The 22,897-nt window shown below is 36.7% G+C and carries 23 protein-coding genes; 6 read left to right on the forward strand and 17 right to left on the reverse strand.

Features of this window, described 5'->3' with window-relative positions:
* Nucleotides 1-10: 10 nt before the first annotated feature.
* From dnaG to rpsU, 9 genes are all read right to left on the reverse strand, one after another.
* Entirely contained in the window at nucleotides 11-1,807 is a 1,797-nt protein-coding gene (gene dnaG, locus J3U73_RS02605; RefSeq protein WP_267409484.1) for a DNA primase, read from the reverse strand.
* Nucleotides 1,808-1,832: 25 nt separating this feature from the next.
* Nucleotides 1,833-3,899, reverse strand: a complete 2,067-nt coding sequence (glyS, locus tag J3U73_RS02610; protein WP_267409699.1) for a glycine--tRNA ligase subunit beta — start codon at nucleotides 3,897-3,899, stop codon at nucleotides 1,833-1,835.
* On the reverse strand, nucleotides 3,892-4,809 hold the full coding sequence (gene glyQ, locus J3U73_RS02615) for a glycine--tRNA ligase subunit alpha (RefSeq protein WP_220219692.1): 918 nt from the start codon (nucleotides 4,807-4,809) through the stop codon (nucleotides 3,892-3,894). Before glyQ ends, glyS begins: the two co-directional genes overlap by 8 nt.
* A gap of 250 nt (nucleotides 4,810-5,059) precedes the next feature.
* A complete protein-coding gene (gene recO / locus J3U73_RS02620) occupies nucleotides 5,060-5,815 on the reverse strand; it encodes a DNA repair protein RecO (RefSeq protein WP_267409485.1) in 756 nt (251 codons plus the stop codon).
* A gap of 1 nt (nucleotide 5,816) precedes the next feature.
* Nucleotides 5,817-6,725 carry a GTPase Era gene (era, locus tag J3U73_RS02625; RefSeq protein ID WP_267385552.1) on the reverse strand — a complete coding sequence of 303 codons (909 nt, stop codon included), beginning with the start codon at nucleotides 6,723-6,725 and terminating at the stop codon, nucleotides 5,817-5,819.
* Nucleotides 6,725-7,249 carry an rRNA maturation RNase YbeY gene (gene ybeY, locus J3U73_RS02630; RefSeq protein ID WP_220267999.1) on the reverse strand — a complete coding sequence of 175 codons (525 nt, stop codon included), beginning with the start codon at nucleotides 7,247-7,249 and terminating at the stop codon, nucleotides 6,725-6,727. The genes era and ybeY overlap by 1 nt, the downstream gene beginning before the upstream one ends.
* Entirely contained in the window at nucleotides 7,249-8,211 is a 963-nt protein-coding gene (locus J3U73_RS02635) for a PhoH family protein (protein ID WP_220268000.1), read from the reverse strand. The genes ybeY and J3U73_RS02635 overlap by 1 nt, the downstream gene beginning before the upstream one ends.
* A 22-nt stretch (nucleotides 8,212-8,233) precedes the next feature.
* The gene (locus J3U73_RS02640) at nucleotides 8,234-8,677 is read right to left on the reverse strand and encodes a GatB/YqeY domain-containing protein (RefSeq protein WP_103751662.1); all 444 of its coding nucleotides are present in this window, start codon (nucleotides 8,675-8,677) and stop codon (nucleotides 8,234-8,236) included.
* Nucleotides 8,678-8,802: 125 nt separating this feature from the next.
* Nucleotides 8,803-8,979: a 30S ribosomal protein S21 gene (rpsU, locus tag J3U73_RS02645; RefSeq protein WP_009560161.1), complete on the reverse strand. Its 177-nt coding sequence runs from the start codon at nucleotides 8,977-8,979 to the stop codon at nucleotides 8,803-8,805.
* Between the two features lie 189 nt (nucleotides 8,980-9,168).
* Between rpsU and J3U73_RS02650 the strand changes: the two genes are divergently transcribed.
* From J3U73_RS02650 to J3U73_RS02660, 3 genes are all read left to right on the forward strand, one after another.
* A complete protein-coding gene (locus J3U73_RS02650) occupies nucleotides 9,169-9,996 on the forward strand; it encodes a pyruvate, water dikinase regulatory protein (protein ID WP_103751663.1) in 828 nt (275 codons plus the stop codon).
* A 127-nt stretch (nucleotides 9,997-10,123) separates the two neighbouring features.
* Nucleotides 10,124-10,672, forward strand: coding sequence for a peptide-methionine (S)-S-oxide reductase MsrA (gene msrA, locus J3U73_RS02655; protein ID WP_220268001.1), 549 nt, complete (start codon nucleotides 10,124-10,126; stop codon nucleotides 10,670-10,672).
* A gap of 279 nt (nucleotides 10,673-10,951) precedes the next feature.
* On the forward strand, nucleotides 10,952-11,830 hold the full coding sequence (locus tag J3U73_RS02660; protein WP_220268002.1) for a YitT family protein: 879 nt from the start codon (nucleotides 10,952-10,954) through the stop codon (nucleotides 11,828-11,830).
* Nucleotides 11,831-11,880: 50 nt separating this feature from the next.
* Here the strand turns inward: J3U73_RS02660 and msrB are convergent, their stop codons facing one another.
* Nucleotides 11,881-12,312, reverse strand: coding sequence for a peptide-methionine (R)-S-oxide reductase MsrB (gene msrB / locus J3U73_RS02665; protein ID WP_220268003.1), 432 nt, complete (start codon nucleotides 12,310-12,312; stop codon nucleotides 11,881-11,883).
* A 146-nt stretch (nucleotides 12,313-12,458) separates the two neighbouring features.
* On the opposite strand from msrB, the gene J3U73_RS02670 reads away from it, so the two are divergent.
* Together J3U73_RS02670 and tpx are read left to right on the forward strand one after the other, a co-directional pair.
* The gene (locus J3U73_RS02670; protein ID WP_220268004.1) at nucleotides 12,459-13,652 is read left to right on the forward strand and encodes an aminotransferase class I/II-fold pyridoxal phosphate-dependent enzyme; all 1,194 of its coding nucleotides are present in this window, start codon (nucleotides 12,459-12,461) and stop codon (nucleotides 13,650-13,652) included.
* Nucleotides 13,653-13,739: 87 nt separating this feature from the next.
* On the forward strand, nucleotides 13,740-14,237 hold the full coding sequence (gene tpx, locus J3U73_RS02675; RefSeq protein ID WP_220268005.1) for a thiol peroxidase: 498 nt from the start codon (nucleotides 13,740-13,742) through the stop codon (nucleotides 14,235-14,237).
* Nucleotides 14,238-14,278: 41 nt separating this feature from the next.
* On the opposite strand, the gene J3U73_RS02680 is transcribed toward tpx, so the two are convergent.
* The 7 genes from J3U73_RS02680 to prmA all read right to left on the reverse strand — a co-directional run bounded on the left by J3U73_RS02680 (nucleotide 14,279) and on the right by prmA (nucleotide 22,306).
* Complete coding sequence (locus J3U73_RS02680; RefSeq protein ID WP_103751669.1) at nucleotides 14,279-14,779, reverse strand: NUDIX hydrolase; 501 nt, start codon at nucleotides 14,777-14,779, stop codon at nucleotides 14,279-14,281.
* Between the two features lie 76 nt (nucleotides 14,780-14,855).
* Entirely contained in the window at nucleotides 14,856-16,703 is a 1,848-nt protein-coding gene (aspS, locus tag J3U73_RS02685) for an aspartate--tRNA ligase (RefSeq protein WP_220268006.1), read from the reverse strand.
* 5 nt (nucleotides 16,704-16,708) lie between these two features.
* Nucleotides 16,709-17,995 (reverse strand): histidine--tRNA ligase, encoded by a 1,287-nt coding sequence (hisS, locus tag J3U73_RS02690; protein ID WP_220268007.1) that lies wholly within the window; start codon nucleotides 17,993-17,995, stop codon nucleotides 16,709-16,711.
* A 281-nt stretch (nucleotides 17,996-18,276) separates the two neighbouring features.
* Nucleotides 18,277-18,714 (reverse strand): D-aminoacyl-tRNA deacylase, encoded by a 438-nt coding sequence (gene dtd / locus J3U73_RS02695; RefSeq protein ID WP_220219702.1) that lies wholly within the window; start codon nucleotides 18,712-18,714, stop codon nucleotides 18,277-18,279.
* A complete protein-coding gene (locus J3U73_RS02700; RefSeq protein WP_267409486.1) occupies nucleotides 18,714-20,948 on the reverse strand; it encodes a RelA/SpoT family protein in 2,235 nt (744 codons plus the stop codon). The genes dtd and J3U73_RS02700 overlap by 1 nt, the downstream gene beginning before the upstream one ends.
* A gap of 15 nt (nucleotides 20,949-20,963) precedes the next feature.
* The gene (locus tag J3U73_RS02705) at nucleotides 20,964-21,317 is read right to left on the reverse strand and encodes a hypothetical protein (RefSeq protein WP_220232004.1); all 354 of its coding nucleotides are present in this window, start codon (nucleotides 21,315-21,317) and stop codon (nucleotides 20,964-20,966) included.
* Between the two features lie 44 nt (nucleotides 21,318-21,361).
* Entirely contained in the window at nucleotides 21,362-22,306 is a 945-nt protein-coding gene (prmA, locus tag J3U73_RS02710) for a 50S ribosomal protein L11 methyltransferase (RefSeq protein ID WP_220232005.1), read from the reverse strand.
* A 58-nt stretch (nucleotides 22,307-22,364) separates the two neighbouring features.
* On the opposite strand from prmA, the gene ybaK reads away from it, so the two are divergent.
* The gene (ybaK, locus tag J3U73_RS02715; protein WP_220219706.1) at nucleotides 22,365-22,865 is read left to right on the forward strand and encodes a Cys-tRNA(Pro) deacylase; all 501 of its coding nucleotides are present in this window, start codon (nucleotides 22,365-22,367) and stop codon (nucleotides 22,863-22,865) included.
* The last annotated feature ends 32 nt before the right edge of the window (nucleotides 22,866-22,897 follow it).

Genomic DNA, 22,897 nt, shown 5'->3' on the forward strand with positions numbered 1-22,897 from the left:
AAGCCCCCCTTTAACCCTGGATTCTTTTTAATTGTAAAATCTTTTGTGTGATTGTAATAATTTCATCAGAGTCCATTTTGCGCTTGGCATCCTGAAGATTATTCATCAAATCATGCAGCTGATCATTTACTTGCCGCATTTGCAGTGCATGAATTTGCTCACTAAGTTCACGATCAGAAAAATCCTGGGGCATGTCTGTCATTTCAGCATTTACTATTATACCTTGAAGTTGACTAGGAATAAAATTTAAAAAACTATTCACTGTCGGTTTTTCTTGGGTTTCACTAAAATTTAACCATAATTCCGCTAATTTTTGGTAATTTTGATCTGGAAATAAAAACTTATTTTCCAGTAAGTAATCACGAGCGTGTTCTGAATGAATAAATAAATATAAAAGTCTTGTTTGTACCGGATCATTAGCCGGTGAAGTATCAGCTACTATTTCAGGTGGCGCATCCTGTTCAGCGCTCACCATACTTTGATTACCTTTATGTTGCTGAGCGGCATTAAACTGCCGGCGATATTTAACCAAATTTACTTTTAAAGAATCAAGCGAGACTCGTTGCTGCCGTGCAATTTTTTCTAAATAGAGGTCTTGTTCAACTGGATTAGATAATTGTGCAATCTCTCGAACCGCTTCATCTAAATATAATAATTTTTCGCGATCGTTACTCAAATTATATTTTTTAGCCAGCCGCTTTAAGTAAAAATCGGTTGGCGTTAAAGCGCCTTTGATTTCGTCACGATATTTTTCTACACCGTATTTTTTGACATATTCATCTGGATCCAACTTTTCGGGAAGAACGACGACTCCGAGATTAAAACCACCTGCTTTTTCAAATAGCTTAGTAGCACGTTCTTCAGCATGAACTCCAGGATCATCACCATCGTAATTGATGATAATGTTTTTGGTAATACGCTTAAGCATGTAAACCTGCTGCTCGGTTAGGCTTGTCCCCATAGAAGCAATCCCTGATTTAACACCAGCTTGATAGGCAGCAATTACATCCATGTATCCTTCGTATAATACTAAATGTCCTTCAGCTCTTGCTGCTTTTTTGGCTTCAGCAAAATGAAAAAGTACGTTTGATTTTTCAAAAACCTTTGTTTCCGGACTATTCATGTACTTGGCTTCGGTTTTATCATTAGATAGCCTTCTACCAGAAAAACCAACTGCATAGTCGCCCTCATTTGTTAAGGTAAACATTAAGCGGTCACGAAAACGGTCGAATAGTTCCCCACTTTGTGCCTGAACAAATAAGCCACTCGCAATTAAATCCTGATCTTGGTAATCATGTCCTCGAAGGTAAGTTAAGAGCAGATTATTTTGCTTTGGTGCATACCCAATCCGAAAATGATCAATAATTTCTTCAGTCAGTCCACGTTGATGGGCATAATCCAGTCCCCGTTTACCTGCATTGGTTGACAACAAAACGCGATGATAAAAATCCGCTGCTTCCTCATTTATTTTAATTAAAATGTTGGAATATTTTGGTGTTTTGTTGGTAAACTCACCAACATCAATATGAGCAATCTCAGCTACCTTTTGAACACTTTCAGGAAAAGTCAGGTTTTCCTTTTCCATTAAAAAGGTAAAAACATTGCCACCTTTGCCACAACCAAAACACTTAAAAAATTGCTTTCCCTCATTAACGGTAAAAGAAGGCGTTTTTTCTTCATGAAAAGGACATAGACCGACATAATCTTTCCCTTTCTTTTCAAGAGAAACATACTGGCTAATCACGTTAACGATATTAACATTATCGCGAACTTTGGCAATGGTTTCCTCAGGTATTAAGCCAGCCATTTTTTCACCCGCTTTTTTAAACTATTTATTTAATTACTAATTTACTCAAATCACCCAAGTTATCGGCTAATTCAGCAACTGCACTTAATTGGTTTAACCGGTTATTTTTAATTTCTTCGTTTTTATCTAAAATCATATTAGTCTCAAAGTAGCGGTCAATAACTGGTTGTAATTTAACAAAACCGTCATACAAATCAGTTAAGTTAGAAATATCTTTTAGTGCATTAACGCCAGCATATAATTCTTGCTCGCTCTCATTAGCAAATAAATCGGGATTAACTGCATTTTTACCCTTGTATTTGGCTTTTTTCAGAATATTCTTAATTCTGATTAGACTTTCAACCACTGGTTTAAATTTATCATCATCATGGTGTAGTTGCAAAACATTAGCAGCTGCTAAGATCTGAATTGGATCTTGTTGGCTGGAAGCAAGAACTGCATCAATAATGTCGTACTTAAAGTTATTTCTCTGCAAATATTGCTTAATTCGATCACGGATAAAGGCTGCAATTTCTTCGTCTTGTTCAGCTGTTTTTGGTAATTTAGCTGGAGTCTTATCGTCAAGAGCACTAACAATTTCAGGTAAAACTTCTTTAAATGGCAGAGACCATTTTTGCTTCAACAAAATTCGTACGATACCGTAAGCATAACGACGAAGAGCATATGGATCATTTGAAGAACTTGGAATCATGCCAACGGCAAAAAAGGTAATGATGGTATCAAGCTTATCTGCAACTGACAATAAGGAGCCAACTGTAGTTTCAGGTAATTCACCTTCGGAAGTTGTCGGCATGTAATGTTCCTTGATTGCAACGGCAACATCATCTTTTTCACCAGCAAGTTTAGCGTAATGCATCCCCATAATTCCCTGAAGTTCAGCAAATTCACCAACCATTTGGGTTACTAAGTCAAATTTATACAGTTCACTTGCCCGATCAAAATCCTTAATCGTTTGTTCGTCTAACTTCCAACGTTTAGCAAGCAAATCACCAATGATTCGAACCCGAACAGTTTTTTCTGCCATTGAGCCGATCTTATCATGGAATGAAACATTCTTTAATTTATTTACAAAATGACTCAACGGGTATTTGCGGTCTTCATCATAAAAGAATTGGGCATCATCTAAACGAGCAACCAACACTTTTTCATTACCAGAAACAACATTTTCTAAGTAGTCTTTATTACCATTTCTGACAGAAATAAAGTGGTTGATTAAATGACTGTCTTGATCATAAACTTCAAAATAGCGCTGATTATCTTTCATTGAAGTAATTAAGACTTCTTGTGGCATTTCTAAATATTTTTTGTCAAATGAACCGGCAAAAACAGTTGGATATTCAACTAAATTTGTAACCTCTTCTAACAGATTTTGGTCCATTTTGATTTGCCAATTATTTTCTTTAACCAGCTGATTCATTTGATCAACAATCATTTCTTTACGTTTTTTTGCATCAACGATTACAAATTGATCTTTTAAAGCATCCTCATAATCAGCAGTGTTTGCAAGCACCACTGAGTCGCCCAAGAAGCGGTGCCCCTCTGTTTTACGACCAGCTGTAATATCTAAAATTTTGACAGGAATAACATCGCTACCAAATAAGGAAACTAACCAGTGAATTGGACGAACAAATTCAAAGTCGTGTGAATCCCACCGCATTTTTGTCGGGAAGGTCATTGCTTTGATAATGTCGCTCATGCCTAAAAGGATATCAGCTGCTTTTTTACCTTCTTTTTGAACGTGAACGTATGCATACTCGGTTCCCTTAAGTTCTTCGAAGTAGATATCGTCAGTTGACATTCCTTGGCCACGCGCAAAACCTTCAGCCGCTTTTGTCCAATTTTTGTCTTTATCCAAGGCAATCTTTTTGGCTGGCCCTTTTTTTATCTCATCGATATCATTTTGCTTTTCAGCTAATTCTTCAATTAAGATTGTGAGTCGACGAGGAGTAGAAAAAGTTTTTACGTTTTTGAATTTTAAACCATTTTCTTTTAAGAATTTTTTGGTTCTTTCGGCTAGTTGCTTAACGCTACGTGAAACAACGTGCGCAGGCATTTCCTCAGTACCAATTTCAAATAAATAATCTTTAGTCATCTTCAAGCCCCGCATTCTTATCTTCTGCATTCTTTAACAAAGGAAAGCCTCTCTTTTCACGCTCTTCTACAAAGCAGGTAGCTATTTCATGTGCCATACTTCTAATTCTTGCTAAATAACCAGCACGTTCAGTAACAGAAACTGCTCCGCGTGCATCAAGTAAGTTAAAAGTGTGTGAACATTTCAAGATGTAGTCGTAAGCTGGTTGAACTAGGTTTAACCCAATTAGTTCTTTAGCAGTTCTTTCGTAGACATCAAAGAATTTCAATAAATCTTCTTGATTAGATTCTTCAAAGGCATATTTTGAATTTTCATACTCGGCTTCTTTAAAGATATCACGATAGTAAACTCCGTTACCCCATTCCAAGTCAAAAACAGAGTTAACGTCTTGAATATAGGAAGCTAATCGTTCAACACCATAAGTGATTTCGCTCATCGTTGGTTTTACGTCAAGTTCACCGACCGTTTGGAAATAAGTAAATTGGCTTACTTCCATTCCGTCTAGCCAAACTTCCCAACCGACACCGGCACAACCCATTGATGGATTCTCCCAGTTATCCTCGACAAACCTGATATCGTGTTCAAGCGGATTAATGCCTAAAACTTTTAAGCTATCAAGATAATATTGCTGAATATCGGTTGGAGCAGGTTTAATGACCACTTGAAATTGGTGGTGTTGGAAAAGCCGATTGGGATTATCTCCATAACGGCCATCAGCTGGGCGTCTTGAAGGCTCAACGTAACAAGCAGCCCAAGGTTCTGGTCCCACAGCTCGTAAGAATGTGTACGGGCTCATCGTTCCTGCCCCTTTTTCAACATCGTATGATGGCATAACCATACAGCCCTTTGAAGACCAAAATTCTTCAAGTTTAAAAATCATATTTTGAATTGTCAGTTTTTTCTTTGCCATTTCTGTTCCTCCCTGCATTAGGCCATAAAAAAAGCCTATGCAAAACTTGCATAGGGACGATTAAATCGCGGTTCCACCCTAATTCAGGAAAATTAATAATTATTCCCTGCTCTTAATTAGATTGACTAGAGGTGCCTTTTCCCAGATGTCCTTGCACCGTCCGACACTCGCTTTACTGGTACTTTCTCTGATCCTCATCTTTATCAAAACACACTAATATTTTACCATAATAACAATTTAACCTAAAGCTTTACATGGATAAATTCAACTCATCAAGGAATTTTTTCGTTTTTAAATTAAGGTCAATCGTTTCTTGGTAAATGCGATCGATTGCTTTACGGGTAGCTTTCTTGGTAGCAGAATTAATTTTTACTGTTCCCAAACGCTCAAAAGGTAAAAGAGCAATTGTACGCAAAACGGCAGTTTCTTTCGGTAATAAATGAAGACGGGCAGAATCTACGTAAAAGTGCTGACTGCATAAGATGCCACCCTGTTTAATTGAATAATCGAATTCGCCTTGTTGCTTGCCGCAAATTACACAGTGCCGCAGTTCTGGTGCAACTCCATAAGCGGCTAATAGCTGCATTTGCACCATTTGAGTGATCATTTCAGGGTCTGTTCCAGCATCAATTTTTTGAAGAGCATAAAAAAGCAAATCGTAATATTTACCAATGTTTTGGTATTCAATAAAAGCGTGGTCGGCTAAATCTAAAATAAATGAAGCATAAGCATTTTTGGTTAAATCATTAAAAATGCCATCAAATTGCTTAACATTCTTATACGTCCGTAAGTTACTTAATCCTTGACCAGAAGAATAGATGACGTAAGTACCAAATGAAAAATTAAGCAGACTTGCCCCTAATTTTGATTTTGGCCTCAACGCTCCGCGAGCAATCATCGTAATAATGCCATTTTTTTGCGTCACGATTTTAGCTAGTAAATCAGCTTCATGAAATTTTTGTCGTTTAAAAATAATTCCTTGAACTTCTTTCAGTTCGCGCGCCATTTTAAGTTAAATCCTTGGTGTTATACCCAATTTGTTTCAAAAATCTTGGATCAGAGCGCCAGTTACGTTGAACTTTTACCCAAAGATGTAAGTTTACCTTTTCACCGAGTAAGTCTTCAATTTGCTTACGTGAATTAATACCAATCTTCTTAAGCATACTGCCATTTTTACCAATAATAATTCCTTTTTGGCCGCTTTTTTCGACGTAAATAGTTGCTTCAATTTGGAGTTTATTATTTTCATGCTTATTCATCTGTTCAACCCAAACAGCCGCAGCATGAGGTACTTCTTCAGCAGTAAGCTGCAAGATTTGCTCTCGGATCAACTCTGCCACCATAAAGTATTCTGGGCGATCAGTAATTTGATCAGGATCATAATACGCAGGACCTTCTGGCAAATAGTCATAAAGAACTTTATTTAAATCCGTAATACCAATACCTTGCGTAGCAGAAATCGGCAGGTATTCCTTGAAAATTCCTAATTGACGATAGTCATCAATGATCGGCAATAATTCATTAGGGTTAACCTGATCGACCTTGTTAATCACTAAAAATACGGGTACCGTAACCTTTTTCAATAATTCGATAATGTACTGGTCACCCTTACCCATTTTTTCAGGTTCAACCATAAATAAAATCAAATCGACCTCATTTAAACTAGAGACACTGGCTTTATCCATGTAATCATCTAACTCAACATGAGGCTTAAAAATTCCAGGCGTATCGACAAAAACAACTTGCATATCGTTGGTGGTATAAATGCCGGATATTTTATTTCGTGTAGTTTGCGGCTTATTGGAAGTAATTGCTACTTTTTGTCCAACTAAAAAATTCATTAGAGTCGATTTACCAACATTGGGACGGCCAAGTAACGCAACAAAACCAGATTTATTTTTCTTTTCTTCAGACATTATTTTCCTCTGCCTTTATCTAATTGATCAGGATAAAGCGGTAAACCATAGTCTTCCAAAACTTTACCTTGAATCCCAAACATTTCTTTAGCCTCTTTTGGATCAATATGATCGTAGCCGTTTAAATGTAAAAAACCATGGACTAGTGTGTAGCCAAATTCACGTTCCCAACCAGTACCATATTCTTCACTATGACGCTTTATGACACTTGGACACATAAATAAATCGCCAATATCCTCTTGAAAAGTTGGATCAGCTGCAAAAACAGCAAAATCAAGCATGTCATCGCCATCTTCAATTGCAAAAGAAATGACATCCGTTGGCCGATCTTTTTCACGATACTCGGCATTAATTTTTTGACTACGTTCTTCGTCAACGAAATTAATGCTCATTTCCAAATTATTTTTCTTGCCAATTTCATTTTTAGCAAGTAAAAGCAGTTTAGCAATCCAATCTTGCCAATTTTGGTCGTTATTTTCTAAAAAACCGACTTCATCATTGTAAGTGATTTCGATTGGTGTCATTAATTTCGTTCATCTTCCTTTTCATAAGCATTGATAATTTTGGCAACTACCGGGTGACGAACAACATCATTAGCGGAAAACTGAATAAATTTAATCTGTTCAATTCCCTTCAAAATGTGTTGCGCGTCAATTAATCCGCTACGCTGACGTCCAGGTAAATCTACCTGGGTCATATCACCATTAACTATCATTTTGGAATTAAAGCCTAACCGAGTTAGAAACATTTTCATCTGCGCATCGGTGGTGTTTTGTGCTTCGTCTAGAATTACAAAAGCATCATCCAGAGTCCGTCCTCGCATATATGCTAAGGGGGCAACTTCAATTACTCCGCGCTCCATCAAATGATCAGTTGTGTTTGTTCCTAATATAGAATATAGAGAATCATAGATTGGTCGCAAATACGGATCTACTTTTTCTTTTAAATCGCCGGGCAAAAATCCCAGTGACTCGCCAGCTTCAACAGCAGGCCTAGTAAGAACTATCCTAGAAACCTCACCTTTTTTAAAAGCTGCTATTGCACAAACAACAGCCAAAAACGTTTTACCAGTACCAGCAGGTCCGATACCAAATACAACATCATTTTTGGCGATTGCTTCAACGTACTTCTTTTGTCCCATATTTTTGACTCTAATCGGTTTGCCTTTAGCATCACGAATTAAAATCTTTTTATACAGGTCAGGAAAATACTCTGTTGTTCCTTTGTCAGCCATTTTCATCGCACTGACGACATCGGGAGCTCCGATATTAATATTGGCACTGACAACATTATCAAGTGCCTTTAAAACAGCCAATACTTTCTTAGTATTAGCGTCTTGATTAGCACCCTCAATAATAATTTCACTGCCAGTGTCAGTAACATTGACATCATAGCCTTCGGCTAAAAGAGTTAAGTTGCTATCATTAACCCCAACAAGCTTTTGAATGTTTTCTGGATTTTTTGGAATAAAAGTGGTTTGAACCAAATATCCATGCTCCTTTTCTTAATTAACCAAGCTGACTGCGTACCGCGTCAGAAGCTGCTTTACCGTCGGCTCTACCCTTGATTTTTGGCATCACTGCTTTCATTACTTTACCAAAATCTGCTTTTCCAGTAGCACCAACTTCTTTAATTGTTGAAGTAACTATTTCGCTTAATTCATCATCGGAAAGCTGCTTTGGCAAGTAACTCTCAACAACAGCCAGTTCTTTTTTAGTTTCATCAGCTAAGTCATCACGATTAGCTTTGGCAAATTCGGCAATTGATTCTTCACGCTGCTTTTTTTCGCGGTTAAGAACGGTTAGTTCCTCATCGGAATTCAATTCATGTCCTACTTTAATCTTTTCATTCATTAAAGCAGACTTAATCATTCGCACAGTGTTAAGCTTCACTTTATCACGTGCCTTCATTGCTTCTTTCATATCAGACATAATTTGTTCAGATAAACTCAAAGTAACTCCCTCTTTCTAATTAAAACCTAGATAAATTATACCAAATTCCTGAACTAGATTGGCAAAAAAATAACTAATGTTAAAAAAGACACCTACCACAATTGATAGGTGTCTTTTCAAATCCATTAATAATGTCTACGCTTCCGAGCTGCTTCTGATTTCAGCTTTCTGCGGACACTAGGTTTTTCATAGAATTCGCGCTTACGATATTCTTGCAAAGTACCACTTCTTGAAACGGAACGTTTAAAACGACGAAGAGCATCATCAATAGACTCGTTTTCGTGAACGACTGTCTTGGCCATATGTGATCCCTCCTTCCATTTCTTGACGTAACCGTCATGCATTTATATAAATTATATCAAACCATATTAATCGGTCAATACATACGTACAATATTTTTCAAAAAAATTTGTGCGTCAGACTATTTTTTATTTCAAATCTGTTAATGAGGGTGCTTAAATTGTATAATTAGAGAAAAAAAGGAGCTAATAATGGTTGAAGAAACACCAAAAAAAGAAGTCAACATAGTAATTATTTCGGATTCGGCTGGTGATACTGCTTTTAACAATGCTGTTGCTGCAGCTGCACAGTTCCCCGATGCACAAATTAATTATCGGCGTTACCCATTTATCATTAATAAAGAAAAATTAGAGGAAACTTTCCAAGAGGTAGAAAATTACCCTAATTTAATTATTATCTACAGTTTGGCTAAGGATGAAATGCAAATTCCAGTAATACGGTTCGTGCGTGAGCATCATATTGAGAGCGTTGACGTTCTCTCCCCTGCAATGGAAGCAATTCAAAAAACTACCGGTATGCGGCCGCAAATGAAAATTGGTGCCCAGCATAAAATGAACCAAAAATATTTTGACCGTATTTCGGCGATGGAATTTGCAGTAATGTACGATGATGGCAAAGATCCAAAAGGCTTTCTTGAAGCTGATGTGGTCTTACTAGGAGTCTCACGAACCTCTAAAACCCCATTATCATTGTTTTTAGCTAACAAGAACTTAAAAGTCGCAAACTTGCCTCTAGTTCCCGACACGCATATTCCAAAGGAAATATATAAAGTTGATCCTAAGAAAATAATTGGTTTAACTAATGACCTGTCGGTTTTAAATGAAATTCGGCGCCAACGAATGATTTCGTACGGATTAAACCCAGATACTACTTATTCGAATACCGATGCTATCAAAGCTGAGCTTGATTCTGCTAAAAAGCTATATGACAAGTTGGGATGTTATGTCATTAACGTGGCTCACCGCTCAATTGAAGAAACGGCAGCACTAATTTTAAAACATTTAGGGATTGAAGATTAGTAATTGTTTTATCTAACAGATAACCTTGAAAGAGTTCGATTAATTGCAGTTATCTCAGGTCTGAATTAGACTTACCTTAAAGCACTTAATTAATATGTGTTAAATTTTACGAGAAGGTGGACAAAAGATGACAGAAATAAATTCTGATAAGTCAAATTTAGATACTGCAATTTTTGCAGGTGGATGTTTTTGGTGTATGGTTAAGCCATTTGATTCTTTACCTGGAATTAAAAAAGTGGTTTCTGGTTACACAGGTGGCACAGTAGAAAACCCAACCTATGAACAAGTAGTAAGTGGAACGACTGGACACACAGAAGCTGTTGAAATTACTTTTGATCCCCAAGTAATGCCTTATGAAAAGCTATTAGACTACTATTGGCAAGTAACGGATCCAACCGATGCTTCTGGTCAATTTCAGGATCGCGGGGCTAATTATCGTCCAGTAATTTTTTATAATTCTTCAAGTCAAAAAGCTGCTGCTGAAAAATCCAAACAAGAATTACAAAATAGCGGTAGATTTGGTGCTCCAATTGTTACAGCAATTGAGCCAGCAAAACCTTTCTACCCTGCTGAAGATTATCATCAAGATTTTTATAAGAAGAATCCATTAAGATATCAATTAGAAGAATCTGGCGGTCGTGAAGAATTTATCAAAAAACATTGGAAGAATAAATAATTTTTTGCAAAAATAGTTACTATTTTGTTTAGGTTATCATTAGTATTATTGTATTTACGATAAGTTCTTATTAAAAAAGCAACTTCAATCATATAGAAACTTTTAAGTGCTTTTGAACCATTGTGTTTCTTTATATAAGATGTTTATACACTTTAGGCTAATATAAATTTTTAATGTAATATACGCCAAAAAGGTAATCGGTTTAACGACTGATTATTTTTTTGGTATAATGCAGAGCTAGAAAATTACTTACAACTATTTTGCAAAAGGAAAATATAAATGGATCAACTCGATAAATTTAATCGGCGCTATAGTTTATTATCAAAGATTTCTGCCTCATTTTTTTATTCTTTAACGGTCGCCATTGCCCTTAATTTTTTCTGGGGACCCGGACATATGTATTCGTCTGGAATTACCGGTTTTGCTCAATTGATTAATACGTTAAGTGAGCGCTTTTTGCCGGTTACGCTGTCTACTTCGGAAATGTACTTCGCATTAAATCTTCCCATTTTATTATTGGCATGGTTTAAAATCGGGCATAAGTTTACCTTCTTCACTGTGGTAACCGTTATTTTGGGTTCAATTATGATGCACGTCATTCAGCCAGTCAACATGCACGTTGATCCGTTAGTTTGTGCAATATTTGGTGGAATGATTAACGGCTTAGGAACCGGTTTTGCTTTAAAAAATGGTATTTCAACTGGTGGCTTGGATATTATTGGTATTGTCATTAGAAGAAAAACTGGTGCAAGCTACGGTAAAGTCAGCATTTTAATTAACCTAGTTATTATTGCTGCTGCTGGTTTTGCTTTTGGCTGGAATCGAGCACTCTATTCGGCATTAACTATTTTTATTAATGGACGCGTGATTGATGCAATCTATACGCAGCACCAAAAATTACAAGTAACTATTGTCACGGATCAACCACAAGCAATCATTGATGGTATTCAAGAAAAAATGCATCGTGGGATTACCATTTTTCATGATGTCGAAGGTGCATACAGTCACAGCGAAAAAAAGGTTTTAATAACTGTTATTGATCGTTACGATATGTATGATATTTTACAAATCGTCAAAAAGAGTGATCCATACGCTTTCATGAGTGTTACCGAAGTTGAACGCGTATATGGCAGTTTTAAAGAGCAGGAAATTGTCTAACCAAAAAGCACACCTCGTTTGAGGTGTGCTTTTATTTTACATAATTTTTATTATTTAAAGATTTTTTTAAATTCGCCATAACCCTTTTCATCGAGTTGGTCATAAGGAATAAAATCTAAAGCCGACGAATTAATGCAATATCTTAATCCGCCTTGATCGGCTGGTCCGTCATTAAAAACATGTCCTAGATGAGAATCGGCATCAGGACTTTTAACTTCGGTCCTTTCCATGCCCATTGACTGATCACGATGATATACCAGTTTTTCAATTGGCTTTGTAAAACTAGGCCAGCCACAACCCGCGTCGTATTTATCCTCACTTGAAAATAGTGGCTCACCTGACACAATATCAACGTATATCCCTTTTTGATAAAAATCATCATATTTACCTTTAAAGGGATAGTCGGTAGCTGCATGCTGCGTTACTTCATATTGATCTTGGGTTAATTCTTTTAACCTTGCGTTTTTCTTTGTCTCGTCCATATTTTCACCTTCTTTATTTAACTATACCAAAGTTTCTTTTAATAACCTCATTATGAGCTCAATAAATTAACGTTAATTTAAATATTCGCAACGTAAATACTAGGTTATAATGATATCTGTACAAAAATTCTAGAAAGGTTTTTTTTATGCCAACATTAGCAAAAAGTTTATTTAAAACGATTAATCAGAAAATTAGTAAATTACCAAAATCCGAAATTCGTGCTTTCAGCGACAATATCTCGCAAATTCCTGGAATCATCAAACTTACTGTCGGTGAACCTGATTTAAAAACTCCGGAACATATTAAGAAAGCCGCAATGAATGATATTGCCTGTGATGATTCCCATTACGCACCCGAAGCAGGAAAAGAAGAATATTTAAAAGCGGTTAGCAAATATTTAAATGATAGTTTAGGTGTTTCCTACGATTCGAAAGGAGAAATCTGTGCAACTGTTGGCGTTTCAGAAGCACTAAATGTTTCAATAATGTCGATTATTAATCCGGGTGATAAAATTATTGTCCCTACTCCCGTGTGGGGCGTTTATTTTGGCATTATTGAAATGGCTGGTGGAATTGCAGTTCAAGTCGATACCTCCGCTAATAATTTTATTCTTTCTCCAGAAATGTTGTGTGACACGTTGGAGAATGAAGGCAAAGGTGCCAAGGCCATCATTATGACGGATCCCTCCAATCCTACTGGTCGTGTTTATTCTAAAGAAGAACTGACAGATTTAGCTGAAGTCATTTGTGACTATAACTTATTCGCTTTAAGTGATGAAATTTACGCAGAGTTAATATATGGCCATAAAAAGCATTATTCCTTAGCACAAATTATTCCTGAACGGACCATTTTGTTATCGGGTCTATCAAAGAACTTTGCCATGACAGGCTGGCGAATTGGCTACATTGCCGCTCCTAACGAAATTATGAAAACAATTATTAAAGTAAATTCGTTTATGATTACTTCCGTAACCGATAATGTTCAAATCGGAGCAGCTGAAGCGTTAGAAAATGGCGAGCAAGATTATGTAGAAGCTCGGGCAATTTATGAAAGAAGATTGCATATTGTTCAAACTGGACTTGAGAAAAATGGGTTCAAAATGGCTACTCCCGAAGGTGCTTTTTATGTTTTTGCGCAAATACCAGACAAATTTGGCCAAGATGACGTTGCTTTTGCTAAAGATTTAGCTGTTAAAGCTAAAGTTGGTGTTGTTCCGGGAAGCTACTTTGGTAAAGGTGGACAAGGCTTTGTTCGTCTTTCTTATGCCTCTTCAGATGAAAATCTAAAATTAGCTGTTTCTAGGATCAGTGAATACGTCAAAGATACTTTAAATAATTAAAGTGCGTATCGTTTGGGGTTTAAAGGCTTTCTAGTTTAAACTAGAAAGGTATTATTGTTATTTTATATCAGAAAAGGGTTTAAAAGAATGAAAATTACAATGAAAAATGAGCCTTTAACAACTAATGGTCAACCACCTGTTGTCGGCGCTAACTTACCAGATTTTGAAGTTAAAAAAGCTGATGGTACAATCGTTAAAATGAGTGAGCTAATCAACCAACCTACTTTGATTAGTGTTGTGCCTAATATCAACACTAGCGTTTGCAGCATTTCTACTAAACGCTTTAATGGTGAAGTTGACAAGTATCAAAACATTAATTTCTACACTGTTTCAACAAACACGCCAGCTGAACAAAAAGATTGGTGTGCAGCCGAAGATGTTGAAAACATGGAACTTTTGTCAGATGAAAGTCATGATTTCGGTGAGAAGATGGGACTTTTTGTTGAATCTGCTGGAATTGATGCAAGAAGTATTTGGATCGTTGATGCTGACAACAAAGTTCTTTACCAAGAACTAATTCATGAAATGACTAATGAACCTAATTATGATGCAGCATTAAATTTCTTAAATAATTTAAGCAAATAATAACCAAAAAAGGCAGCTAGTAAAGCTAGCTGCCCTTTTTATTAAAATAGCGGTTTTTGCAGTATTTGCCAATCAGTATAAGTTTGATCCTGTAAACTAAATTCATTTGGTCTAAGTAAGTATTCTTTTGCCTTTAAAACAAGTGGCGAAGAATTTTGAATATTAATTTTAGCCAAAGGAACTTTGACTGCGCCGAGTGAATCTTGCCCAGCAAATTGCTCTACGCTTTGCTGCAGTTTTCCTGTAAAAGACGTAATCCGATAAAACACGCAAATATGTTGGTTATAATGCCACTCCTGATAATCCCACGGATACCTAAAGGAGGTGACTCCGATTTGGTCAAAATGAAGAGCCTCAAGCCCAGTTTCTTCCTTAACTTCACGAACAACGGCTTTAGCTAACTCTTCCCCATCTTCTAAGCTGCCTCCTGGTAAGTCATAGCGATTAATGTAGGGTCCGGCATTTTTTCTGATAACAACTAATTCATTTGAATTACCAATTATTCCATAACAGCCAAACGCACGATGATATTTTTGTGACATAATTTTTCCTCAATTAAAATTACAATGTTTTCTAAAAAATAAAGAGATGAAGCTTTTTTGCTCCATCTTTTTGCATTTAATCTTCTTCCCAAGTTGAATGGGCAGCATAATCCTTAACGGCCTGCTCTTGCAGGTTGGCGTCAGTTTTCGCTACACTTTCTTGGTATTGTTCCTTAACTTCAATTCCTAAATCAGCTAATTGCTGATCGGCTACTGGAGCTGGAGCATGCATCATTGGCTCGGAAGCATTGGCATTCTTTGGAAAGGCCAGTACATCTCGAATATTATCTTTTTCTGCTAAAAGCATTGCAAACCGATCTAAGCCAATCGCCAAACCTGCATGTGGTGGGAATCCCATATCTAAAGCTTCGAGTAAGTAACCGAATTGTTCATAGGCACGTTTCTTGGTAAATCCTAAAGCTTTGAACATTTTTTCTTGAATTGAACGTTTATGAATACGGATTGAGCCACCACCAAGTTCATCACCGTTCATAACGATATCATAACTGCGAGCATGCGCTTTATGTGGATCGGTATCAAGTAGCTTAATTCCCTCATCATCGGGCATCGTAAATGGGTGGTGAGCAGCAATCCATCTACCAATACCTTCATCGTATTCAAATAGTGGCCAATCAACTACCCAAACAAAATCAAATTCATGTTTAGGAATAATTCCAGTTTCCTTAGCAAATTCACGCCGTAAATGATCAAGTGAGTCACAACAAACTTTCCATTTATCAGCTACAAAGACTAACAACTCGCCACCTTCGAGTTGGAACTCATTAATAAGTTGTTCTTGGTTCGTAGTAGTTAAAAAGCGTGCAACTGGACCTGAAAATTCATTATTTTCATATTTAACCCAGGCAAGACCTTTTGCATGGAAACGTTTGATATATTCTTGTTTCTTTTCAATTTGCTTGCGTGAATATGCCTTAGCACCACCCTTAACAGCAATTCCCTTTACAAAACCACCATCAGCAATTGCACCTGAGAAAACTTTAAAGTCGCTATCCTTGAAAATAGGACTTAAATCATGAATAAGCATGTCAAAACGGATATCAGGCTTATCTGTTCCGTAATTATTCATTGAATCGGTCCAAGAAATTCGTGCAATCGGCGTCTTCAAGTCAATGCCCATTACATCCTTCATAATCTTTTTAAGCAGTCCTTCAGTATAGTCTTGTACTTGCTGTTCATCGGTGAAAGATGTTTCCATATCAATTTGCGTAAATTCGGGCTGACGATCCCCACGCAAATCCTCGTCTCTGAAACATCTTGCTAATTGATAATACTTATCAAAGCCTGCTCCCATCAATAACTGTTTGAACAATTGTGGTGATTGCGGTAAAGCATAAAAACTACCGGGGTAAATACGCGATGGTACTAAATAGTCACGAGCTCCCTCAGGTGAGGACTTACCCAAAACTGGTGTCTCAATATTAATAAAGCCGTTTTCGTCAAAATACTCGTGAGTAGCTTGCAAAATTTTAGACCGCAAAATTATTGCTTTTTGTAAATTAGGCCGACGCAAATCCAGATAACGGTATTTCAGCCGAGTCTGTTCCCCAACTTCAATATTGTCTTTAATTTCAAATGGAGGGTTTTGTGACTTATTTAAAATGTTAATTTCGCTAGCATCAACTTCAACTTCACCAGTCTTCATTTCGGGGTTAACACTTGAACGCTTAACAACCTTGCCTTTTACTTGAATAACGTATTCATTACCCAGTGAATCAGCAATTGCCATCAATTCTTTTCCTGAGTCATGGTTAATCACAACTTGGACAATGCCTTCACGATCGCGCAGATCAATAAAAACTAGGTTCCCCAAGTTACGAACACGTTGAACCCAACCATATAGGTTAACCTCTTGATCAATATATTCGGCAGTAATGTTGCCACAGTAATTCGTTCTTTTTTCCATTTTGTTTAATCCTTTAATTTCTTTATGACTTCTTTGATATTGTCGACATCGGTCAAGTTTAATTCTAATGTTTTACCATCACTTAATCTTTTAACATTCAAAATTCCGTTAGCAAGTTCCTTGGCACCTAACGTGATTACAAACTGGGCGTGCACACGGTCGGCCTTTTTAAACTGTGCCTTAAGTTTCTTTTGGTCAACATCATATTGGGCCTTAAATCCTTGATTACGTAAAGAGCGCGCTATTTCAACCGCTTTAATTTCCGTTCCGTCACCAATATTGGTAATGAAAAAGTCGATTCCTTGATCGGCAAAAAGAGCTGGATTCTGCTTTTGTAAAACTAGCATTAAGCGCTCTTCGCCAATACCAAATCCTACAGCTGGAGTTGCCGGACCATCAAATTCTTCAACTAGATTATCATAGCGTCCCCCACCTAAGATTGTAGTGGCAGATTCCCATAGACTAGGATCTTCAACCATGAATTCAAAAATAATTCCTGAATAATAATCTAACCCGCGAACCAAATCATTATCGATTGTATATGAAATGCCGAGCTGATCGAGCATTTGGGTAATTTGGTCAAAATTCTTTCTTGCATCATCATTAAGATAATCAATTATTTTAGGGGCATTTGGTAAAAATTGTTTATCTTGTTCATCTTTAGAGTCTAAAATTCGCAATGGATTCTTTTCCAAACGACGCTTAGAATCATCCGATAATTGCTCTTTTAATGGTCTAAAGTAGTTAACTAATGCATCATGATAATCTTTTCGAACCTGAGCATTACCCAAGGTATTAATGTGTAATTCGTAATTTTTAACCCCAAGTTCTGCCAGTAAATCATGAGCCAAAACAATTGTTTCAACATCAGCCAATGGATTTTTGGAACCAAAACTTTCAATTCCAATCTGGTGAAATTCACGTTGACGGCCCGCTTGTGGCCGTTCATAACGGAATGTTGATTCAAGATAATAAACATTGAGTGGCTTGACCATTTCGGGTGCATATAATTTATCTTCAACATATGCACGAACCACACCCGCAGTTCCTTCAGGTCTTAGAGCAATATGTCTGCCACCCTTATCATTGAAATCATACATTTCTTTTTCAACTACATCAGACGTTTCACCGCTAGAACGTGAAAATACTTCATAGTTTTCAAAACTAGGGGTTCTAATTTCACGGTAATTTGCCCTTTTGAAGAAATCACGTAAAATTTGTTCTACTTTTTCCCAAGAACCTGATTGATCAGGGAGAATATCAACTGTTCCTTTAGGTTTTTGAACTCTCATTTAATCATCCTTTTTAATAAAAAGACGCCCTTGAATAAAATCAAGGGCGCTCTGAATCAGCACGGTACCACCTTTTGCCTGCTGCGAATAACGCTCGCGATGCGGTTATTATCTGGTAAAGGGGTCACAGTTTAGCTTTTTATTCGTTCTTTCAGCAAGATGAACGTTCTCTGTTATTAAAAAGTGCTAATCTTCAGTCTTTGTCATTGATAATTTCTTTTTTTAGCTTATAGTTTTAACCTTAAAAAGTCAACCTGTACTGTTATTCCGGCTAAAATTTTTTATAAGTCAAGTACAATCGTAAAAGGTCCATCATTTTCTAAAGTAACTTGCATGTCGGCACCAAATTTGCCAGTAGCAACATCCAAGCCATTATTTTCAAGTTCATGATTAAAAGCCTGCCATAACTCATCCGACTTTGGTGGTCTCATTGCCTGAATAAAGCTAGGACGATTACCTTTCTTAGTATCGGCAAGTAAAGTGAATTGACTAACACTCAAGATTTTGCCGCCAACATCTTTAATTGCCAAATTAGTCTTTCCGTCTTGATCTTCGAAAATCCGCATTTTAGCTATCTTAGAAGCAGCTTTTTTCACCGTTTGGCTATCGTCGCCTTCTTTTAAGCCAACTAATAATAGAAGGCCCTTTTTGATTTCACCAACATTTTCGTTTGCAATTTTAACGTTAGCATAATTTACTCTTTGAATTACTACTCGCATTAATTATCAGCCCTTCTAGTTTCATAAACATCAGGAATATCACGTAACTTGGTTAAAATACTATCAAGTTGACCAGAATTATTGACAGCAACCGTTGCATAAATATGAGCAATATTTTCGTCATTAACTTTACCTGAAAGATTGTTAATATTGGGCGTTAACGAGTTTAATTTAGTTAAAACATCGCTTAATAGACGACTGCGATTATAGCCAAAAACCTCAATATTAGCGTTAAAGGCTTGTGCGCTATTTTCTTCAACATTTTCCCATTCTACTTCAATTAGGCGTCCCTGACTGGCATCATTATGAACAATATTACGACAATCGCTACGGTGAATTGTAACCCCACGGCCCTTTGTAACGTAACCGACAATCTTATCACCAGGAACCGGATTACAGCATTTAGCTAAATGCAGCATTAAATCGCTGATGCCTTGAATCACCACACCATTCTTGTGTTTAACTTTCATAGCTGAGGAATTACTATTATTTGTTTCAGAAACTGCTTTTTGTCCTGAATTTAAAATTTCTTCTTCAAGCTGCTTTTGGCGCTTTTTTTCATCCTCATGGCGAATGTCGGCAGTCAAGCGATTAACCACACTAATGGCCGAAAGATCACCAAAACCAACTGATGCAAACATTTCATCTGCTGTATGATAATTTAATTGTTGCAATAGTTGCTCGATGTGGTCTTTATCCATGAATTCCTTAGGTGAGAAATTTTGCTCGCGTAAATTATCCGCGATCATCTGCTCACCTTGCTCAATGCTATGCTCTCGGTCTAAGTTTCTAAAATAGCGCCTGATTTTATTCCGAGCGCGTGAAGTTTTGACCATGTCCACCCAATCCCGCGATGGACTAGCATTGGATTGCGTCATAATATCAATGACATCACCATTTTTTAACTTGTAGTCTAGTGGCACTAATTTGCCATTCACTTTAGCGCCAACCGCGTGACTTCCTACCTGAGTATGAATCTCGTAGGCAAAGTCTAAGGTAACTGAGCCCTTGGGCAGTTCGTAGACCTCACCTTTTGGCGTAAACACGTAAACACGGTCAGAGAAGATCTCACTTTTGACGCTCTTCATAAACTCGCCAGCGTCCTGTGTTTCATCCTTTAATTCAAGAATTTCTCGCACCATGTCAAGTTTTTCGTTGGAAGAAGTTTGCTCAACTCCAGAGAAATTGCCGCGCTTATATGCCCAGTGGGCAGCTACACCGTATTCCGCCACTTCATGCATTTGTTCTGTTCTAATTTGAATTTCAAGTGGACGGCCACCGGGACCAATAATTGTAGTGTGAAGTGATTGATACCCGTTTACTTTAGGAACGGCAATATAATCTTTAAATCTACCGGGCATCGGCTTCCACTTAGTATGGACGGCACCTAAAACTGCATAACAATCCTTGACAGTCTTAACAATTACCCTAACCGCTAAGAGATCGTAGATTTCATTAAAATCCTTATGCTTATTAACCATTTTTTTATAAATGGAATAGATATGCTTAGGTCGACCATGAATATCATAAGTAATTCCTAAACCATCTAGACTTTCTTTTAATGTATTAATTGCATCTTGAATATATTTTTCCCGTTCGCTTCTTTTTAAGCTCATTAAGTTCACGATCCGGTAATAAGCTTTCGGATTAAGATAATGAAAACTGAGATCCTCCAGTTCCCACTTAATAGTACCGATACCTAATCGATCAGCTAATGGAGCATAAATGTCCATTGTTTCTGAAGCAATACGTCGTTGTTTATCCGGCCGTAAATGCTCTAGCGTGTGCATGTTATGCAATCTATCAGCTAACTTGACCATAATGACGCGGATATCCTTAGCCATTGCTATGAGCATTTTACGGTGATTTTCAGCTAAGAACTCTTGGTGCGATTTGTATTCATATTTATTTAGCTTAGTAACGCCATCAACAATAAAAGCAACATCTTTACCAAAGATATTTTTAATATCGTCATTAGTTACTTCCGTATCTTCGACTGTGTCATGTAAAAAGCCGGCAGCTATTGTATCTGGGTCAAGTCCAAGAGTGGCCAAGGTCCCTGCCACTTGCGTGGGATGCACAATGTAAGGCTGACCAGACGCGCGTTTTTGCTCTTTATGCGCATTTTCAGCAAATTCATATGCCTTTTCAACAAAAGCAATTTGCTCATCATTCATGTATTTTTTACAGGTGTCAATTACTTGATCATGCGTCATTTCCGCATATTTTGACATAGAACCCGACCCTTCTTATTTATAAAATTGTCTATCCATTAAGCCAAAGATTTCAAAGATTAAATAAATTAAACCAAATAATAAATTGTAGTTAGCATATTTGATTAAAACGATTAAACAAAAACAAACTGGCAGCAATAACAGCCAATACCATTTCAAGGCAATTTTTTTAACCAATATTCCTAAGTGGTAACTGACCAGACAGTTAAAAACGATAAAAAGTAATCCAACACGCCAAACGGTTGGAATCCGGCACAAGCTAAAAATAAATGGTAATAATAAAACCAATATTGTCCACCAGATAATAGGCATTGCTTGATACTGATTTAACTTTTTAATAAATGGTATGTGTTTTAATTTATCAATCAATTCACTTTTTCCTTACTTAACTTAATTTTCTATTATAACTCTTTTTATTGTTCTTTTCGCGCAATTACTAAACTTACCCAACGATCCTGTTTCATCGTTAATTCAACCTTAAAGTCATAATTATCTAGGGCCTTTTCTACCTTTGTTAACTGTAAATAATCGATTCCGGAGAAAATAACTTTTCCGCCTTTTTGCAAATGATCATTTAGCTGAGGTATCAAGTCGAGTAAAATTTCCGCCAAAATATTAGCAACAATAATATCAAATTTACCGTCAATATTCTCTAATAAATTTGCTTTTTTAATCTGAATATTATCTAAATGATTTAAGGCAACATTTTCTTGAGCTGCCGTGACAGCTTCGTCAGAAACATCGGTGCCAATTACCTTGTTAGCTCCTAAAAGTGAAGCGGCAATAGCCAAAATACCTGATCCAGTTCCAACATCAATTACGCTTTTAGGAGCAGTCAGTGTTCGCTCTAAGCCCATCATTGCAAGTTGTGTAGTTTTATGGCCACCTGTGCCAAAAGCTAATCCTGGATCCAAATTAATTAGCTTTTGATCAGAAAACTGGGGTTGGTAATTTTCCCATTCTGGAACAATTGCCAGGTGCCTGGAAAAATTAATAACGTGATAAAATTTTTGCCATACTGTATTCCAGTCTTTATCTTCGATGTAAGATGCACTAATTTTGGCTTGACCAATATCAAGTCCGTATCCCTTCAATTCCTGTAACTTTTGGCGAAAATCTGCAAGTAATTTATCGCGGTCTGAATCTTCCCTAAAATACGCATAAAATTCTAAGTCTTGAGGAAGATCTTTGATTTCTTCCAGATTAACAATGGTAGAATCATTTTCCCAGCCGGCATGTTCAAAATCAGACCGCTTGCGTGTTTCTGTTCCCAAGCAGTGAAGGACGTCCTGGCTGTATACACTGAGTGCATCTTCTATTTCGTGACTAGTCTCAATTTTAATAATTAATAATTTCATGAATAAACTCCCTTTTTTATTTCTCTTTATCAATGCTATGATTAAAAAGGTGATAATTATGGCGAAAAAGAAAAATAAAATTGAAAAAACGTTAGTTGAAAAAATTTTAGATAGAAATAAAATTCCATATCATCAAGCTGAATTTGCTACACACAAAGACTCAGGTGGCGTTGCGCAAATGGATACTTCTATTCTAAACGAGAATGAACATTTGGTCTACAAAACACTTGTCTGTTCTGGTAATAAAACTGGAGTGTTAGTTGGAGTCATTCCTGTTACCGAACATTTAAGCATGAAAAAGCTAGCAAAAGCTTCTGGTAATAAAAAATGTGAACTTCTACCATTGAAGGACCTTGAAAAAACAACTGGTTATGTTCACGGAGCAAACACGCCAATTGGCATCTACTTCAATCATCATTTTCCAATTTACCTAGACCAAGACATGAAAAAAGAAACTGAAATAGCGGTTTCTAGTGGAAAAGTCGGAAGAAGTGTCTACTTAAAACCAAATGACTTGCAATTAGTGACCCATGGTACTTTTTGTGATTTGCTTGAATAAGTTTACAATTTATGGTGTTTTTTTGAATAATA

The organism is Lactobacillus sp. B4005, from assembly GCF_026536045.1.
GTDB classification, from domain to species: domain Bacteria; phylum Bacillota; class Bacilli; order Lactobacillales; family Lactobacillaceae; genus Lactobacillus; species Lactobacillus panisapium.